The organism is Aquisalimonas sp. APHAB1-3, from assembly GCF_048323695.1.
Lineage (GTDB): Bacteria > Pseudomonadota > Gammaproteobacteria > Nitrococcales > Aquisalimonadaceae > Aquisalimonas.
In genome coordinates this window covers 209866-225127 of record NZ_JBLWFT010000005.1, presented here as the reverse complement: position 1 = coordinate 225127, position 15262 = coordinate 209866, and the positions used below count along the sequence as shown (strand labels likewise).

The following is a 15262-nucleotide window of genomic DNA, read 5'->3' as shown; positions in this document are numbered from 1 at the left end:
CAAAAACCAGCGCCCTTACGACCCCGCGTTGACCTGATGACCAACCGGCATGGAAATGCCTTGGGATGGCGGACCTGAAGGTCCGCCCTACGCGGGACTACAGCTTGACCGGCAAGACGGTATCTACCTCTATCTCAGCCGTCGGAGCCTGCCGTAGGGTGGACCTTCAGGTCCACCAGTAAACAGCCCAAAAAAAACCACCGGCCGGAGCCGGTGGTTCTTCGGGTCAGTGGGTGACGGGTTAATTACCAGTCGTCGTCACCGTCGTCTTCCCACTCGTCATCCCATTCGTCTTCCTCTTCCTCTTCGGTGTCCCAGTCGTCGTCCCAGTCGTCTTCGGCATCGTCATCATCCTCGAAGTCGATGGTCTCGGACTGGCCCTGATCCGCGTCATAGTCGGAGTCAGTCTCGAAGTCGCCGGCCTGGGCGAAGCCGCCAAGGCCAAGGCCCAGTGCGGCCAGCAGGATCAGCATGTAATTGCGAAGTTTGGCGATAGCAGACATAGCATCCTCCTTCGTCTTGCTTTGGAGCTACCCCGGTGTCCGGGGCGGCGTCAGAAAAATCGATCTCGGGTGGAATGCGCGGCGCGATCAATTACCAGTCGTCGTCACCGTCGTCTTCCCACTCGTCATCCCATTCGTCTTCCTCTTCCTCTTCGGTGTCCCAGTCGTCGTCCCAATCGTCTTCGGCGTCGTCGTCTTCAAAGTCGATGGTTTCGGACTGGTCCGCGTCATAGTCGGAGTCCGTCTCGAAGTCTCCGGCCTGGGCGAAGCCGCCAAGGCCGAGACCCAGCGCGGCCAGCAGAACCAGCATGTAATTGCGGAGTTTCGTGAGCGCGGTCATCGTGACCTCCTTTCCGTTTGCGAATGACATGATTGAATGTCTTGCGCCCTGTGTCTTGCAGGCTGCGTGCCAGGATTGCCGTATCCAAATAAATCAATAAGTTAAATAATTCTAGTCATTTCTTGTACAGCAACACGGGTGTGCGCTTGCGGCACATGCGTCCGTCCCGCACGCTTTCTGTGACGTGGTTCTCAGAAAGCTCTCCTTTGCTGTCGCGGTGCGGCGACAGAATCGCGATGTATTGTTGATGTACAAGTGTTGTACACTTCGCGCTATCGACAACAACCGTTTGCAGGGACTGACGTGATGGAACAATTGATCGGGCTTGTGGAGCGTGGGTTCGTGCCGGACCCGTTCGTGCGCGCGGGTATCCGCCGCCTCCTGGCGGAGCGGTTGCGGAGCGAGGAGGGCGACGGCTGCGAAGACCGGCGCGAGCGGATGCACGCGCTCCTCGAGGACATGGCCGCGAGCCCCGTAGCGCTGGCAACGGATACGGCGAACGAGCAGCACTACGAGTTGCCCGCAGGGTTCTTCGAGGCGGTGCTCGGCCCGGACCTCAAGTACTCCTGCTGCCTCTGGACGGAGCAGACGCGGACCCTGGCCGACGCGGAGGCCGCCATGCTGGCGCTGACCTGCGAGCGCGCCGGCCTGGAGAGCGGACAGGATGTGCTGGAGCTCGGCTGCGGCTGGGGTGCCCTGTCGCTCTGGATGGCGGAGCACTATCCGGAGAGTACATTCACCGCAGTCTCCAATTCGTCCTCTCAGCGTGCATTCATCGAGGCGCGTCGGGACGAGCGTGGGCTGGGGAATCTCACGGTGATCACCGCCGACATGAACGATTTCGACACCGACCGCGGCCGCTTCGACCGGGTGGTGTCCCTGGAGATGTTCGAGCACATGCGCAACTGGCGGGAACTGCTTCGGCGCGTGCACGGCTGGCTGCGTCCTGGCGGGCGGCTGTTCTTCCACGTGTTCTGCCACCGCGATCTCGCCTACGTGTTCCAGACCAGCGGCCCGAAAGACTGGATGGGGCAGCATTTCTTCACGGACGGGCTGATGCCCTCGGCGCCCATGCCGCTCTATCTGCAGGAGCATCTGCGCCTGAAGCGCCACTGGCAGGTGAACGGCCAGCACTACGAGGCCACCTGCAACGCGTGGCTGGCGCGCATGGATGAGGCCGATGAGCGGATCCGCAGCGTGTTCGCGGAGACCTACGGTGCCGATGCGGTCGGCCAGTGGGTCAACCGTTGGCGGGTCTTCTTCATGGCGTGTGCGGAGCTGTTCGGATTCCGCCATGGTAACGAGTGGTTTGTATCACACTACCTCATGGAGCGTCCTGCGCAGGATCGGGAGGCGCAGTCATGAGCACGGGGGCGGCTGTACTGTGGGGGCTGGTCACGGCGCTGGGATTGATGCTGGCTGTGTGGTTGGCCAGTCTGCGCCTGCGCGATGCAAGCCTCGTGGATCGGTTCTGGGGCGCCGGATTCGTTCTGCTGGCGTGGGTGTACTGGTTCACCGCCGGTTTACCGCCCGTGGGGCTCATCATGGTGCTGCCGGTCACTCTCTGGGGGCTGCGGCTGTCGGCCTACCTGAGCTGGCGCAACTGGGGCCACGGCGAGGACTACCGTTACCGCGAGATGCGCGACAAGCACGGCAGCCGCTTTGCGTGGGTGAGTCTGTGGACGGTCTTCATGCTGCAGGGAGGCCTGATGTGGCTGATCGCCATGCCGCTGGTCTATGGCGCGAGGGTTCCGGAGGGCAGTGCCCTGATCGTGCCGCTGGCCGTTCTGGGGCTTGTGGTTTGGGCGTTCGGCTTCATCTGGGAGAGTATCGCGGACGCGCAGCTCGCCCGCTTCAAGGCCGATCCCGGGAACCGCGGCCGCGTCATGGATCGCGGTGTCTGGCGGTATAGCCGCCACCCCAATTACTTCGGCGAGATCGTGTTGTGGTGGGGGTTCTTCCTGATCGCGGCTGCCGCTGGCGGCTGGTGGAGCGTGGTGAGCGCGGCGTTGATGACCTTCCTGCTCATGCGCGTCTCCGGTGTGACGCTGCTGGAAAAGAAGCTCAACGAGACGCGCCCCGAATACCGCGATTACGTGGCCCGCACCAACGCGCTCGTGCCCGGACCGTCGCGCCGGACGGGCGGTTCATCGCCAGGGTGATGGCATGCTCCGACCGTCGTTCGGGCGCTGTTTGGCGCTCCGTGTCCAGGCGTGGCCCGGGGACGACGGCGGTGACCGAGGTTGTGTGTGTCTTTATGCGGTTGTGGCATGTAGATAGGTATTTTCATTCTTTTTCTGCCTGATGGGCTGGCGGTATCGTGTTCAGCGTTCACCGGGAACTCACCCAACGGGAAGAACCATGAGCAACAGCCAGGCCACAATCGCACCACTGCCGGAAGGCCAGGACATCGACCTGGCGGGCGTGAATGCCGAGCTGGAGACTGCCAGCGCGGAAGAGCGTGTGCGGTGGGGGCTGGAGCAGTTCGGGCAGCGCATCTTGCTATCGTCGAGCTTCGGTGCCCAGGCGGCCGTGTCTCTGCACATGGTGACCCGGCAGCGGCCTGATATTCCCGTGATTCTCGTGGATACCGGCTACCTCTTCCCCGAGACCTACCGCTTCGTCGACGAGCTTGCAGGGCGTCTGGACCTCAACATCCGTGTTTACCGCTCCGAACTCAGCCCGGCGTGGCAAGAGGCGCGTTACGGCCGGCTCTGGGAGCAGGGCGTCGACGGCATCGAGCGCTACAACCGCATGAACAAGGTGGAGCCCATGCAGCGGGCGCTGCGGGAGCTGCGGGCGGAAGCCTGGTTCGCCGGCCTGCGCCGCCAGCAGGCCAGCAGCCGCGAGGACCTGGACGTGGTGGCGGCACAGAACGGCCGTTTCAAGGTTCACCCCATCATCGACTGGACCGATCGCGACGTCTACCGCTATCTCACCGCCCACGATCTCCCGTACCACCCGCTGTGGCACGACGGGTACGTGTCCATCGGTGATGTGCATACCACGCGTCGCCTGGATGATGGCATGACCGAGGAAGAAACCCGCTTCTTCGGCCTCAAACGCGAGTGCGGCCTCCACGAGGACGTCTGAGCGCGGCGGTCAGTCCAGCAACAGGCGGACGGAGCCCGTCTGATCGAAATCCCGGCTCCCCCTGAAGAACCTTCCGTACTCCACGGTGCCAGTGATGGCATAGTCAAAGTTGCGCTGGCCGCCGTGCACCAGGCGGATCAGTTCCGGCAGACTGCTTAGGAGTTGTGAGCGCGCCTCGATTTCCACCATGGTGGTATCGTTCCCCGCCACGGTGAATGCCTTGTCAGACGACCCATCCGCGAAATCGAGATCGGCCACCCGCAGGTCGTAGCTGATGGCGCGCACGGGCAACGATTGGCTGTTCGGGTTGTCGACTGCAAGGGTGAGCATGAACCGCTGCTGGGTCAGCCCCAGCTCCAGCGCGTCGATCCGCTCCAGCCGGAATTCCGGGTCTTCCAGCTCCGGCTGGAACAGGCTGCAGCCGGAAAGGGTTACGAGCACCATCAGCAATGACCCCAGCAACGTGCGCCTCGCGGTCGTGATCCAGCGGGCGTGTAACATGGCGATTTCCTCTGGCGGGCATCATGGGCATGTCAGTCACACTGACGGATGCCGGGAGCTTACGCCAGAGCAACGAACGCTGGCGAGCCGTCTCCAAAGGGCAACGAACTTCCGGGAAAGTGAGTATGAATCGGGCGGAGCACACCATCATCGCGGAAACACAGAGCCTCACGGCGGTCGTGCGGGCGCGGGGGCTGTGCAAGCGCTACGGCGAAACTGACGTCGTCCGTGGCGTGGATCTGGACGTGCGACCCGGTGAATGTTTCGGCCTGCTCGGACCGAACGGCGCCGGCAAGACCACCACGCTGCGCATGATCCTGGGGCAGACCCCGCCCTCCGGAGGCGAGCTGCACGTGCTGGGTCATCCCGTGCCGGAGCAGGCGCGGCGCGCCCGCCGCCGGATCGGTGTCGTGCCACAGATGGACAACCTGGACCCGGACTTCACGGTTCGGGAAAACCTGCTCACCTACGCCAGCTATTTCGGGCTCAACGGTGCGGCTCTGGGTGAGCGCGTGGATCAGCTGCTCGCATTCGCCAATCTCGACGGCCGCACCCGCGAGCAGATCCAGGCCCTCTCCGGCGGTATGAAACGCCGCTTGAGCCTGGCCCGCGCGCTCATCAACGAGCCGGATCTGGTGGTGCTGGACGAACCCAGCACCGGTCTGGATCCGCAGGCGCGGCAACACATCTGGCAGCGGCTCAATACGCTGGTGGAGCAGGGGCGTACCCTGATTCTCACCACTCACTACATGGAAGAGGCCGAGCGCCTGTGCGACCGCCTCGCCATCATCGACCACGGCACCATCATCGCCTGTGACTCGCCCCGAAACCTGGTGGCCGCCCACATTGAACCCCACGTCATCGAGTTGCGCGGCCATGACATCGGCGACTGGCAGACGCGCGGCGGCGCGCTCGCCGCACGTGCCGAACGTGTGGGGGATACGCTGCTTCTCTATACCCGCGATCCCGAGCCACTGCTCCAGGCGCTTGGCGGCGACCCGGACCAGCGCTACTGGCACCGGCCGGCCGGGCTGGAGGACGTCTTCCTGAAACTCACCGGCCGCGAGTTGCGGGATTGATGGAGTCCGACCGCCCATGAACGATGCCCCGGCCACCTCACCGCTCGGCATGCCCGCGGTTTCGACCCGCTTCATCGCCGTGTGGCGGCGCAACCTGCGCGTCTGGCGCAAGCTGATGCTGCCGTCCATCTTCGGCAACTTCGGCGAGCCGCTGCTCTACCTGCTAGCGCTCGGTTACGGCTTCGGGCGCCTGGTGGGCGACATCGGCGAGCTCCCCTACATGGTGTTCCTCGCATCGGGCATCATCTGCTCCAGTGCCATGAACACCGCCAGTTTCGAGGCGCTGTACTCCGCCTACACGCGCATGACAGTGCAGCGCACATGGGGTGCGATGCTGGATGCGCCCCTGACCGTGGATGACGTCGCTCTGGGCGAGATCAGCTGGGCAGCCACCAAGGCGCTGATCAGCTCCAGTGCCATTCTCGTGGTGGCGGCGCTGCTGGGGCTGGTGGGCGGTTGGCAGGCCATTCTGGTGCTGCCGGTCATTCTGCTGACCGGCTTCTGCTTCGGCGCCTGCGCCATGGTGATCACCGCTGTCTCGCGCAGCTACGACTTCTTCCTCTACTACTTCACGCTGGTGATGACGCCCATGCTGCTGTTGAGCGGGGTGTTCTTCCCGCTGGATCAGCTGCCCCCGCTGGTAGCGCAGGGCGCGTTCCTGCTGCCCCTGGCTCACGCGGTGGAGATCGTCCGCCCGCTAATGCTGGGCGGCTGGCCGAGCGGGGTTGCGCTGCACCTTATCGTGCTGGCCGGATATGCGCTGGTCGCCTTCTGGGCGGCCACGCTGATTCTGCGCCGGCGACTCATGAGCTGACCACAAGCGGGAGACACCTTGCAAAACGGATGCGTTCGAAAGACAGTGTGCGGCGCCGCCACAACAGTTGGACACGCGCCACATGACTGAAACCGATGCCACTGCACCGCCCCGACACCGCTGGCCCGGCGTGGTTCTCGCCCTGCTGGCGGGTGGGCTCAGCCCGCTCGCCTACGCGCCCGTTGGCTGGTGGCCCGTGGCGTTCGTGTCCCTGGCGGTGTTGTTCTACCTGGTCTCCGGGCCGGAGCGTGGCTGGGGCCGGGTCGCCTATGCGTGGGGTGTGGCCTGGTTCACCGCCGGCGCCTTCTGGATCTACCACAGCATCATGTTCTACGGCGGCGGTTTCTGGGCGGCGGTGGTCTTCTGCGGTGTGCTGGCCCTGCTGTTCGGGTTGATCCCGCTTTTCACCGTGTGGCTGTGGCGGCGGGTGCGCCCGGTCGGTGATGCACTGGCGCTGGTGGTCGCCATGCCGCTGGCGTGGGTGCTGGTGGAGTGGGTGCGCAGCTGGCTGCTCACCGGCACCACCTGGCTGCAGCTCGGCTACAGCCAGAGCGATACCTGGCTCAACGGCTTTGCCCCCGTGGCCGGCAGTCTCGGCATCAGCCTGCTGGTCGCCATGGGTGCGGGTGGGCTGGCATGGGCCGCGCGCAACCCGGTGCAGCAGCGCACCTTCCCGGTCGCGCTGGCGTTCGTGCTCGTGTTCGTGGCCGGGCTCGGGCTGCGGCAGGTGGACTGGACCGATCCGGCGGGAGAGCCCCTGGAGGTGGCGCTCCTGCAGGGGAATATCCCCCAGGACGTGAAGTGGGACCCGGACTACCGGGACCTCACCATGTCCCGGTACCTGGATCTCACCGCCGCGCACTGGGACAAGGATCTGGTGATCTGGCCGGAGACCGCAGTGCCCATGTACCAGCATCAGGCCAGCCGTGAGTACCTGGCGCCCCTTGCGGATGAGGCCGGCCACTACGGCACCGACGTGCTGCTGGGCATCCCCACCTACGATCATGGCTCCGGCAACATCTACAACAGCGTCATGGCGCTCGGCAGCGACATCGGCTTCTACCACAAGCGTCATCTGGTGCCGTTCGGCGAGTACGTGCCGTTCCGCGAGCAACTTGGCCCGGTCCTGGATGTCTTCGGCGCGCCGCTGGGGGATTTCAACGCCGGACGCTCGGCGGCGCCGGTGCGCGCCGCCGGTCAGAACGCCGCCATCTCCATCTGCTACGAGATCACCTTCGCGCCCGTGGTGGCGGCATCGCTGCCGGAGGCCACTTATCTGGTTAACGTCAGCAACGACGCCTGGTTCGGCACCACCATCGGCCCGCACCAGCATCTGCAGAAGGCGCGCATGCGTGCCATCGAGTTCCAGCGTCCGCTGCTTCGCAGCACCAACAACGGGATCACGGTCGCGGTGGACGAGCGTGGCCGGATCACCGATCGCGCACCGCAGTTCCAGCCGGCGGCGCTGACGGCCACGTTCCAGCCCCGCGCCGGCAGCACGCCGTACCTGCTGTGGCTCGACTGGCCGCTGGTGGTGCTGAGCGTGGGTGGGTTGGTGCTGTTCGCGGGCTGGCGCTGGCGCAACGCCCGCGGTGCCTGACGCCGGCGATCACTATGTGCTCTTGCGCTTCTTGCGGGGGCGAACGGTCTCCGGTTTGATCTCCGCGGTCTTCACCCGGTTCTCCTGGGTCTGCACGATGGTTACGGGGAAACCGTGGATGAGCATGCTGGTGCCGGGCTCGGGGATGGACTGCAACTGTTCCAGGATCAGGCCGTTCAGCGTCTTCGGGCCGTCGGTGGGCAGGTCCCAGTCGAGGGCGCGGTTGAGTTCGCGCACGCTGATGTTGCCCTGGGCCAGATAGGCCCCGGACTCCAGCGGCCGCAGATACCGGGAATGGGCGGCGGGGTCGGTGGTGAACTCACCGACAATCTCCTCGAGAATGTCCTCCAGGGCCACCAGACCGAAGATATCCCCGTATTCGTCCACCACCATGCCGATGCGCCGGCGCTGGCGCTGGAAGTTCACAAGCTGGGTATGCAGCCGCGTGCCCTCGGGAATGAAGTAGGGGGGCTCCAGGCGTTCCAGCAGCTGTTCCCGGTTCAGGCGCCGCTCCGTCAGGTCCGATACCACGCGGCGCAGGTGCAGAATGCCGTGGACGTCGTCGATGTTCTCCTTGAACACGGGCACACGGGTATGCTGGCTACTGCTGAGCTGGGCCACGATCTCGTCCCAGTCGTCGGTCAGGTCGATGCCCACGATCTCGTTGCGCGGGATCATGATGTCCTCGACAGTCGCCTTCTCCAGGTCGAGGATGTTGAGCAGCATCTTCTGGTGCCGGCGGGGAATCATGGTGCCGGCTTCGTTGACCACCGTGCGCAGCTCGTCCTGACTGAGGTTGTCCCTGTCGGTCTTGCGCGGATCCACCCCGATCAGCCGCAGCAGTCCGTTTGCGATGACATTGACCCCCCACACCAGCGGATACAGCACCTTGAGCAGCGCCGTCAGCAGCCACGACGCCGGGAAGGCGATACGCTCCGGGTGCAGGGCCGCGAGCGTCTTCGGTGCCACCTCGGCAAAAATCAGGATCACCAGGGTGAGCAGCAGCGACGCCGCGCCGATGGCCCCCTCGCCGTAGAGCTGCAGCGCGATGACGGTCGCCAGGGAGGCGGCGAGGATGTTGACGAAGTTGTTGCCCAGCAGAATGACGCCCAGCACCCGGTCGGGCCGCTCAAGCAGCCGCGAGGCCAGGCGGGCCGAGCGCCGGCCGTGCCGCGCCAGATGGCGCAGCCGGTAGCGGTTCAGGCTCATGAGCGCCGTCTCCGAGCTGGAGAACAGCCCGGACAGTACGATCAGCAGGGCGAGAATGCCGAACAGGGTGCCAAGGGGGAGGTCACTCACGGATGCCGCCTCGCGGAATGCCGGACCGATGCCATGACGTGATCACCCGCGGCCCAAGATCAGTTCCAGAACCAGTTTGGTACCGAAATAGGCAATCAGCAACGCGGCGAAGCCGCTGACGGTCCAGCGAATCGCCGTGCGGCCGCGCCAGCCGTAGCGCCAGCGCCCCGCCAGCAGCGTGGCGAACACCAGCCAGGCGGCGATGGAGAAAACGGTCTTGTGCACCAGGTGCTGCGCGAAGATGTCGTCCAGGTACAGGGTGCCGGACCCCAGGGCGACGCTCAGCAGGATGAACCCGAGCCACAGCATCTGGAACAGCAGCTCCTCCATTTCCCGCAGCGGCGGCAGCGCGCGCACCAGCCCGCCGGGGTGGCGATGGCGCAGCCGGTGATCCTGCCAGGCGAGCACCAGGGACTGCACCACGGCAATGCTGAGGACACTGAAGGCGAGCACCGAGCTGACGACGTGGACTTCCATGCCGGCCGGGAAGGTGGTCATGGGCGATCCGCCGTCTGCGGTGGCCAGGTTCACCAGTTGCAGCAGCGCGGCCACGGGCAGTATGAAGATCATCAGGTTCTCCACCGGCCGGCGCAGCGCGCCGAGGAGGATGATCAGGGTCATCATCGCCGCAACCAGCGATGCCGCATTGAACAGCCCGAGATCCAGCGAGGCGCCCTCACCCAGCTGGTGTGACAGTGCGGCCCCGTGGGCGAGCACGCCGATCCAGCCGGCGGCGAGGAACGCGCGCCGCCACGGTACGCGTTCGGCCCCGGACACCAGTCGCCAGGCAAAGCCGGCGCCGGCGATCAGGTACAGCGCGACGGAAAGCAGGGTTGGCAGCATCTGATCCATTGGCGGTGCTGGATTTCCGTGGCAGGCAGATTGGTCGGCACGCCCACCTGCCGACGGGTGGATCATCGCACAGTTGGTAGGTCTGGCAAAGGCGCCGAACCACACGGCAGCGATTGATCGCCGGCGGGTCAGGCGTTACCTTTGCCTGTTGATTCCCGACTTCACTTTCCGCGGGGCGAGAGGCCACGGCATGTTTCAGAACCTGAGCGAGCGCCTCGATGGCGTGATGAAGCACCTGCGTGGGCAGGGGCGGCTCACCGAGGAGAATATCCAGGACAGCCTGCGCGAAGTGCGCATGGCGCTGCTGGAGGCGGATGTAGCGCTGCCCGTGGTGCGGGAGTTTATCCGCGACGTCAAGGAGCGCGCCCTCGGCGAGGAAGTGAAGAAAAGCCTTACGCCGGGACAGGCCTTCGTCAAGATCGTCAAGGACGAGCTGGTCCGCGTCATGGGCGAGGCCAACGACGCCCTGGATCTCAACGTCCGGCCGCCGGCCGTGGTGATGGTTGCCGGCCTTCAGGGCGCGGGCAAGACCACCAGCATCGCCAAGCTGGCCCGCTATCTGCGCGAGCGCGAGAAGAAGAAAGTGCTGGTGGTGAGCTGCGACGTCTACCGTCCGGCGGCCATCGACCAGCTGGAGACCCTGGCGGCGGAAGTGGAAGTGGAGTTCTTCCCCTCCAACAGCAGCCAGAAACCGAAGGACATCGGCAAGGCCGCCCTGGAGCACGCGCGCAAGCAGTTCCACGACGTGGTGCTGGTGGATACCGCCGGCCGCCTCCACGTGGACGAGGCGATGATGGACGAGGTGGGTGAGCTTCACCGGGTGATCGAGCCGGCGGAGACGCTGTTCGTCGTCGACAGCATGACCGGCCAGGACGCCGTGAACACCGCCAAGGCGTTCAGCGACGCCCTGCCGCTCACGGGCGTCATCCTCACCAAGACCGATGGCGATGCCCGCGGCGGTGCCGCGCTGTCCATTCGCCACATCACCGGCAAGCCCATCAAGTTCCTGGGGACCGGCGAGAAGACCAAGGCGCTGGAGCCGTTTCATCCGGACCGGGTGGCCTCCCGCATTCTCGGCATGGGCGACATGCTCAGCCTCGTGGAAGAGGTGGAGCAGGGCGTCGACAAGGCCCAGGCGGACAAGCTCGCGAAGAAGCTCAAGAAGGGCAAGGGTTTCGATCTGGAAGACTTCCGCGACCAGATGTCGCAGCTCGGCAAGATGGGCGGTATCGGCAGCCTCATGGAGAAAATGCCGGGCATGGGCGGCATGGCCGACAAGGTGCAGGGTCAGGTGGGTGACAAGGACGTGAACCGTCTGGTCGCCATCATCAACTCCATGACCCCGGCCGAGCGCCGCCGGCCCGACATCATCAGCGGCTCCCGCAAGCGCCGCATCGCCACCGGCTCCGGCACCCAGGTGCAGGACGTCAACAAGCTGCTGAAGCAGTTCAAGCAGATGCAGAAGATGATGAAGCAGGTGAAGAAGAAGGGCGGCATGCAGAAGATGATGAAGCAGATGGGCGGCGGCGGTGGTGGCGGATTCCCGCCGGGCGGCGGCATGCCTCCCGGAGGCGGCCTCCCCCCGGGCGGCGGATTCCCCCGCTAACCGAAACCGCCCTGCCGTAGTGGCCGTAGGGTGGACCTTCAGGTCCACCAAGCCGCAAGCAGAAACCGGACCCTCGCCGTAGGGTGGACCTTCAGGTCCACCATCATGGCACCCGACCCCGGCGGCTCAGTGCTCCCCCTCCGGCCCCAGCACCTTGCGCCGCAGATACCGGATCCCCAGAAACGCCGAAATCACCACCAGCGGCACCGCCGCGCCCACGGCGAGGTCCACGTTGAACTCCACCCCGGCGCTGTGCACGCCGTGGAGCATGTAGTAGATGAGCCCCGAGCCGTAGTAGCTCATCACCAGAACCGACAGCCCCTCCACCGTCTGCTGCAGGCGCAGCTGCAGGTCGGTGCGCCGGTTCATGGACGCCAGCAGATCCCGGTTCTGTCCCTCCAGGGCGATGTCCACGCGCGTGCGCAGCAGGTCCGCCGCCCGGGAGATCCGCCGTGCCAGCCCTTCCTGGCGCTCGGCCACCGATTCACAGGTCCGCATGGCGGGCCGGAAGCGGCGCACCATGAACTCGCCGATGGTCTGCAGCTCGCGGATGCGCACTTCCCGCAGGTTCTCGATGCGCCGCTGCACCAGCCCGTCGTAGGCGCGCGACGCGCTTAGCCGGAAGCTGTTGCGCGCCGTGGTCTGCTCCAGGTCGGCGGAGAGCGCGGAGATCTCCTGGAGCAGGGACTGCTCGTTATCCAGGCTGGAGCTGCGGGTGATCCGCCGGGTGATGGCCTCCAGCTCCTGCTCCAGGCTGGTGAGCAGGGAAGTGGTCTGTCGCGCCAGCGGAAACCCCAGCAATGCCATCAGCCGGTAGGTCTCGATCTCAAGCAGTCGCTGGATCAGTCGCCCGGCCCGTCGCGGAGCCAGCCCCCGATCCTGGATGAGAATGCGGCCGTAGCCATCACCGTGCAGGCGGAAGTCCGTGTACACGCGCGCTGCGCCGTCCGCCACTTCGCTCCCGGCCACGTTCTCGGTATGAAAGATCTCCGCGAGCTCGTGGACCGGACGGTCCGGTGATTCGGGCCCTTCAAAGGTCAGATGGACGGCGACGATCAACTCGCCCGGAACGGTCCGCAGCCATTCATCGGGAACCGCTTCCAGGGCAGGGTTCGCGAACGGCGTGGTGGGGTCGTCGGGGACGCCGCTGGCAAAGAAGGTGTAGGTGGAGAACTCCGTGTGCCGTTCCCAGCGCAGCCGGAATGCGCCCAGGTCCACGCTGTGGTGCGTGGAGTCCGGGTCCGGTGGTGTCTGTTCCAGCGCCTCGCACAGGGCCGTCACGCAGGCCAGGTCCGCGTTGCCGTTGTCACTGAGCATGGCCAGGTGCGTGCCCCGCAGCGGGCCGCCCAGGCTCTCGAACGGGCGCGCATGGAGTTCGGCGGCAATGTGCCGGCGTTGCGCGTGCTCCTGAAGGCCACCGGTGGCCGTTGCGTCGGTGTCGTTGCTCACTGTTGTTATCCCCGGGACTTGCCGATCCGGCATCATGGTCTGCCAGTGAGGCCGGATCGGCAAGCCCTACCCACCCAGCAGTGACGCTGTTCCCGAATAGAGCAGGCGCAGGGCCAGCACTGTGAGAATGACGTTCAGCGCGGTGTGGAAGCCGCGGTTGCTCAGGTCCTCTAGGGCGATCCGGCCCGTGACCGTGCCGGCGAAACCGGCGATCAGCATGGCTGCGAGAAAGGGCAGGTAGGGGGCGAACGCGAAACCGAGCAGGCCGAACACGCCGATCTTCAGCCCGTGCTGGATCACCATGCATGCTGAGAACGTGCTCACATGCACGTGGCGGTCCAGCCGCATGGCCCGCAGCATGGCCGCCACGAACGGGCCGGTTGCACCGACGAACAGTGTTACCAGGCTGGTGATGGCGCCACCGGCGGCCACCCGCGCTCCTGATCCACGGCGCAGCGTCGGCTTCGGCCCCCAGCAGGCCCACAGGATGAAGGCGCCGAGGGCCAGTTCCATCCACCCCAGGGGCAGTCGGACCAGCAGCTGGGAGCCGGCCAGTGCGCCGATGATGCCGCCCCCGGCAAAGGCCAGCACGATGGGCCAGCGGATGTCGCGCAGCCCGAGCGCCACGCGCCCGGCATTGGACCCCGCCTGAATCACGCCGTGCAGCGGGATGACGGCGGTAACCGGGAGGTAGACGGTCATGATGCCCAGCAGCAGGACGCCGCCCCCGGCGCCGAAGGCGGCGGTGATGAACGACGTCACCAGGCTGCTGGCGAGCAGCACGGCCATGCTCCAGCCGGACAGGGCCTGGGGGATCAGTTGTGCCCAGAGGTCTGCAATGAGATCCGCGATCACGTACGACTCCTGTTGACCGGCAGGATAACCGAGAATGCCGGGTGAGGCTTTGGTCCTTCGGGCTGCGCTTGTCGCCTCCTGCGCGGACGCATAGACTCGCCTGTCATGAGTACGAGCAATCCGTTCGACCCCGCCAACTTCACCCGCCGCATTCCGGACGGTGACGACCGCGAGCGCCTGGTGTGCGACGACTGCGGCTTCATCCAGTACGAGAACCCCAAGATCGTGGTGGGGTCGGTGGCCTACTGGGGCGACCGGATTCTGCTGTGCCGCCGCGCCATCGAGCCGCGCATCGGCTACTGGACCCTGCCTGCCGGATACCTGGAACTGGGCGAGGACGTGGAGGTGGGGGCGCGGCGTGAAGCCTGGGAGGAGGCGCGCGCGCAGATGGAGATCGAGCAGTTGCTGGCCGTCTATACCATTCAGCGCATCAGCCAGGTGCAGCTCATCTACCGGGCGCGGCTGACCTCGCCCGAGGTGGCCGCGGGGCCGGAGTCCCGGGAGGTGGCCTTGTTCCGGCCCGACGAGATTCCCCGCGACGAGATCGCCTTCCCCACGGTGCACTGGGCCCTGGCGCATTTCCAGGAGACCCGCGAACACACCGCGTTTGCCCCTCGTCAGAACCCCGAGGGCGGGACCGGTAACCTGATCGGCGGGTTGTAGCCCGTCCCGCTCTCGCGCACTGCATAAGGAGTTCAGTGATGTTTTGTTCCCAGTGCGGAACGGCCAACCCGGACGATGCCCGCTTCTGCGAACAGTGCGGTGCGCCGCTCGATCCCGAGGAGCGGCGTCTGGTGGCGCAGGAAACCGGTTTCTTCGGTGACGGCCCGGCCGCCGGGATTGCGTACGGTGGCTTCTGGCGCCGGGTGGCGGCAGCCCTGGTGGACATGCTGGTGCTGATCCTGCCGCTGACCATTCTCCAGCTGCTGCTGGCGCCGGCCTCACTGGCCGGCGATCAGCCCCCGGGCGCTGGAGCGTTCTGGACCTGGTGGGACACCATGAACCTGGCCGTGGGCTGGCTTTACTGGGCGGGGATGCACAGTTCCAGCTATCAGGCCACGGTGGGCAAGATGCTGATGGGCATGAAGGTCACCGATCTGCAGGGGGAGCGCATCTCCTTTGCCCGCGCTACGGGCCGGTACTTCGCGGAGATCCTCTCCGGCCTGCTGCTGATGATCGGCTACATCATGGTCGCCTTCACCCGGCGCAAGCAGGGGTTGCACGACAAGATCGCCGGGACGCTGGTGGTCCGTGTGTCATCCTGAACAGGA

The 15262-nt window shown here is 65.8% G+C and carries 16 protein-coding genes; 9 read left to right on the top strand and 7 right to left on the bottom strand.

All coding sequences use genetic code 11. From position 1 onward, the window contains the following. Positions 1-245 precede the first annotated feature (245 nt). Both ACNSTU_RS10465 and ACNSTU_RS10460 read right to left on the bottom strand, forming a co-directional pair. Complete coding sequence (locus tag ACNSTU_RS10465) at positions 246-503, bottom strand: hypothetical protein (RefSeq protein WP_290633097.1); 258 nt, start codon at positions 501-503, stop codon at positions 246-248. 91 nt (positions 504-594) lie between these two features. Beyond that, positions 595-843 (bottom strand): hypothetical protein, encoded by a 249-nt coding sequence (locus ACNSTU_RS10460; protein ID WP_290633099.1) that lies wholly within the window; start codon positions 841-843, stop codon positions 595-597. Positions 844-1149: 306 nt separating this feature from the next. Between ACNSTU_RS10460 and ACNSTU_RS10455 the strand changes: the two genes are divergently transcribed. The 3 genes from ACNSTU_RS10455 to ACNSTU_RS10445 all read left to right on the top strand — a co-directional run bounded on the left by ACNSTU_RS10455 (position 1150) and on the right by ACNSTU_RS10445 (position 3936). Continuing rightward, on the top strand, positions 1150-2208 hold the full coding sequence (locus ACNSTU_RS10455) for an SAM-dependent methyltransferase (RefSeq protein WP_290633101.1): 1059 nt from the start codon (positions 1150-1152) through the stop codon (positions 2206-2208). Further along, on the top strand, positions 2205-3005 hold the full coding sequence (locus tag ACNSTU_RS10450; protein ID WP_290633103.1) for a DUF1295 domain-containing protein: 801 nt from the start codon (positions 2205-2207) through the stop codon (positions 3003-3005). Before ACNSTU_RS10455 ends, ACNSTU_RS10450 begins: the two co-directional genes overlap by 4 nt. Positions 3006-3204: 199 nt before the next feature. Continuing rightward, the gene (locus ACNSTU_RS10445; protein ID WP_290637461.1) at positions 3205-3936 is read left to right on the top strand and encodes a phosphoadenylyl-sulfate reductase; all 732 of its coding nucleotides are present in this window, start codon (positions 3205-3207) and stop codon (positions 3934-3936) included. A 9-nt stretch (positions 3937-3945) separates the two neighbouring features. Here the strand turns inward: ACNSTU_RS10445 and ACNSTU_RS10440 are convergent, their stop codons facing one another. Next, on the bottom strand, positions 3946-4437 hold the full coding sequence (locus ACNSTU_RS10440) for an LEA type 2 family protein (protein ID WP_290633107.1): 492 nt from the start codon (positions 4435-4437) through the stop codon (positions 3946-3948). Positions 4438-4562: 125 nt separating this feature from the next. On the opposite strand from ACNSTU_RS10440, the gene ACNSTU_RS10435 reads away from it, so the two are divergent. From ACNSTU_RS10435 to lnt, 3 genes are all read left to right on the top strand, one after another. Then, positions 4563-5516 carry an ATP-binding cassette domain-containing protein gene (locus tag ACNSTU_RS10435; RefSeq protein ID WP_290633109.1) on the top strand — a complete coding sequence of 318 codons (954 nt, stop codon included), beginning with the start codon at positions 4563-4565 and terminating at the stop codon, positions 5514-5516. Positions 5517-5532: 16 nt separating this feature from the next. After that, on the top strand, positions 5533-6330 hold the full coding sequence (locus tag ACNSTU_RS10430) for an ABC transporter permease (protein ID WP_290633111.1): 798 nt from the start codon (positions 5533-5535) through the stop codon (positions 6328-6330). 82 nt (positions 6331-6412) lie between these two features. Next, on the top strand, positions 6413-7930 hold the full coding sequence (gene lnt / locus ACNSTU_RS10425; RefSeq protein ID WP_290633113.1) for an apolipoprotein N-acyltransferase: 1518 nt from the start codon (positions 6413-6415) through the stop codon (positions 7928-7930). Positions 7931-7942: 12 nt separating this feature from the next. Here lnt and ACNSTU_RS10420 read toward each other — a convergent pair whose 3' ends face one another. Next, the gene (locus ACNSTU_RS10420; RefSeq protein ID WP_290633115.1) at positions 7943-9229 is read right to left on the bottom strand and encodes an HlyC/CorC family transporter; all 1287 of its coding nucleotides are present in this window, start codon (positions 9227-9229) and stop codon (positions 7943-7945) included. A 42-nt stretch (positions 9230-9271) separates the two neighbouring features. Continuing rightward, a complete protein-coding gene (locus ACNSTU_RS10415; RefSeq protein ID WP_418212334.1) occupies positions 9272-10081 on the bottom strand; it encodes a cytochrome C assembly family protein in 810 nt (269 codons plus the stop codon). Between the two features lie 190 nt (positions 10082-10271). Between ACNSTU_RS10415 and ffh the strand changes: the two genes are divergently transcribed. Further along, the gene (gene ffh, locus ACNSTU_RS10410) at positions 10272-11687 is read left to right on the top strand and encodes a signal recognition particle protein (protein ID WP_290633119.1); all 1416 of its coding nucleotides are present in this window, start codon (positions 10272-10274) and stop codon (positions 11685-11687) included. 126 nt (positions 11688-11813) lie between these two features. Here the strand turns inward: ffh and ACNSTU_RS10405 are convergent, their stop codons facing one another. Next, on the bottom strand, positions 11814-13136 hold the full coding sequence (locus ACNSTU_RS10405; RefSeq protein WP_290633121.1) for a DUF3422 family protein: 1323 nt from the start codon (positions 13134-13136) through the stop codon (positions 11814-11816). Positions 13137-13202: 66 nt separating this feature from the next. Beyond that, positions 13203-13991 (bottom strand): TSUP family transporter, encoded by a 789-nt coding sequence (locus ACNSTU_RS10400; protein WP_290633123.1) that lies wholly within the window; start codon positions 13989-13991, stop codon positions 13203-13205. Positions 13992-14096: 105 nt separating this feature from the next. Here ACNSTU_RS10400 and ACNSTU_RS10395 point away from each other — a divergent pair, with 105 nt between their 5' ends. Both ACNSTU_RS10395 and ACNSTU_RS10390 read left to right on the top strand, forming a co-directional pair. Continuing rightward, positions 14097-14654 carry an NUDIX hydrolase gene (locus ACNSTU_RS10395; RefSeq protein ID WP_290633125.1) on the top strand — a complete coding sequence of 186 codons (558 nt, stop codon included), beginning with the start codon at positions 14097-14099 and terminating at the stop codon, positions 14652-14654. Positions 14655-14692: 38 nt separating this feature from the next. Further along, a complete protein-coding gene (locus ACNSTU_RS10390; RefSeq protein WP_290633127.1) occupies positions 14693-15256 on the top strand; it encodes an RDD family protein in 564 nt (187 codons plus the stop codon). The last annotated feature ends 6 nt before the right edge of the window (positions 15257-15262 follow it).

What these genes read in the sequence shown, in the direction of transcription:
- ACNSTU_RS10465 (WP_290633097.1), bottom strand. Translation starts at nt 503, where the DNA reads ATGTCTGCTATCGCCAAACTTCGCAATTACATGCTGATCCTGCTGGCC.
- ACNSTU_RS10460 (WP_290633099.1), bottom strand. Translation starts at nt 843, where the DNA reads ATGACCGCGCTCACGAAACTCCGCAATTACATGCTGGTTCTGCTGGCC.
- ACNSTU_RS10455 (WP_290633101.1), top strand. Translation starts at nt 1,150, where the DNA reads ATGGAACAATTGATCGGGCTTGTGGAGCGTGGGTTCGTGCCGGACCCG.
- ACNSTU_RS10450 (WP_290633103.1), top strand. Translation starts at nt 2,205, where the DNA reads ATGAGCACGGGGGCGGCTGTACTGTGGGGGCTGGTCACGGCGCTGGGA.
- ACNSTU_RS10445 (WP_290637461.1), top strand. Translation starts at nt 3,205, where the DNA reads ATGAGCAACAGCCAGGCCACAATCGCACCACTGCCGGAAGGCCAGGAC.
- ACNSTU_RS10440 (WP_290633107.1), bottom strand. Translation starts at nt 4,437, where the DNA reads ATGTTACACGCCCGCTGGATCACGACCGCGAGGCGCACGTTGCTGGGG.
- ACNSTU_RS10435 (WP_290633109.1), top strand. Translation starts at nt 4,563, where the DNA reads ATGAATCGGGCGGAGCACACCATCATCGCGGAAACACAGAGCCTCACG.
- ACNSTU_RS10430 (WP_290633111.1), top strand. Translation starts at nt 5,533, where the DNA reads ATGAACGATGCCCCGGCCACCTCACCGCTCGGCATGCCCGCGGTTTCG.
- lnt (WP_290633113.1), top strand. Translation starts at nt 6,413, where the DNA reads ATGACTGAAACCGATGCCACTGCACCGCCCCGACACCGCTGGCCCGGC.
- ACNSTU_RS10415 (WP_418212334.1), bottom strand. Translation starts at nt 10,081, where the DNA reads ATGGATCAGATGCTGCCAACCCTGCTTTCCGTCGCGCTGTACCTGATC.
- ffh (WP_290633119.1), top strand. Translation starts at nt 10,272, where the DNA reads ATGTTTCAGAACCTGAGCGAGCGCCTCGATGGCGTGATGAAGCACCTG.
- ACNSTU_RS10395 (WP_290633125.1), top strand. Translation starts at nt 14,097, where the DNA reads ATGAGTACGAGCAATCCGTTCGACCCCGCCAACTTCACCCGCCGCATT.
- ACNSTU_RS10390 (WP_290633127.1), top strand. Translation starts at nt 14,693, where the DNA reads ATGTTTTGTTCCCAGTGCGGAACGGCCAACCCGGACGATGCCCGCTTC.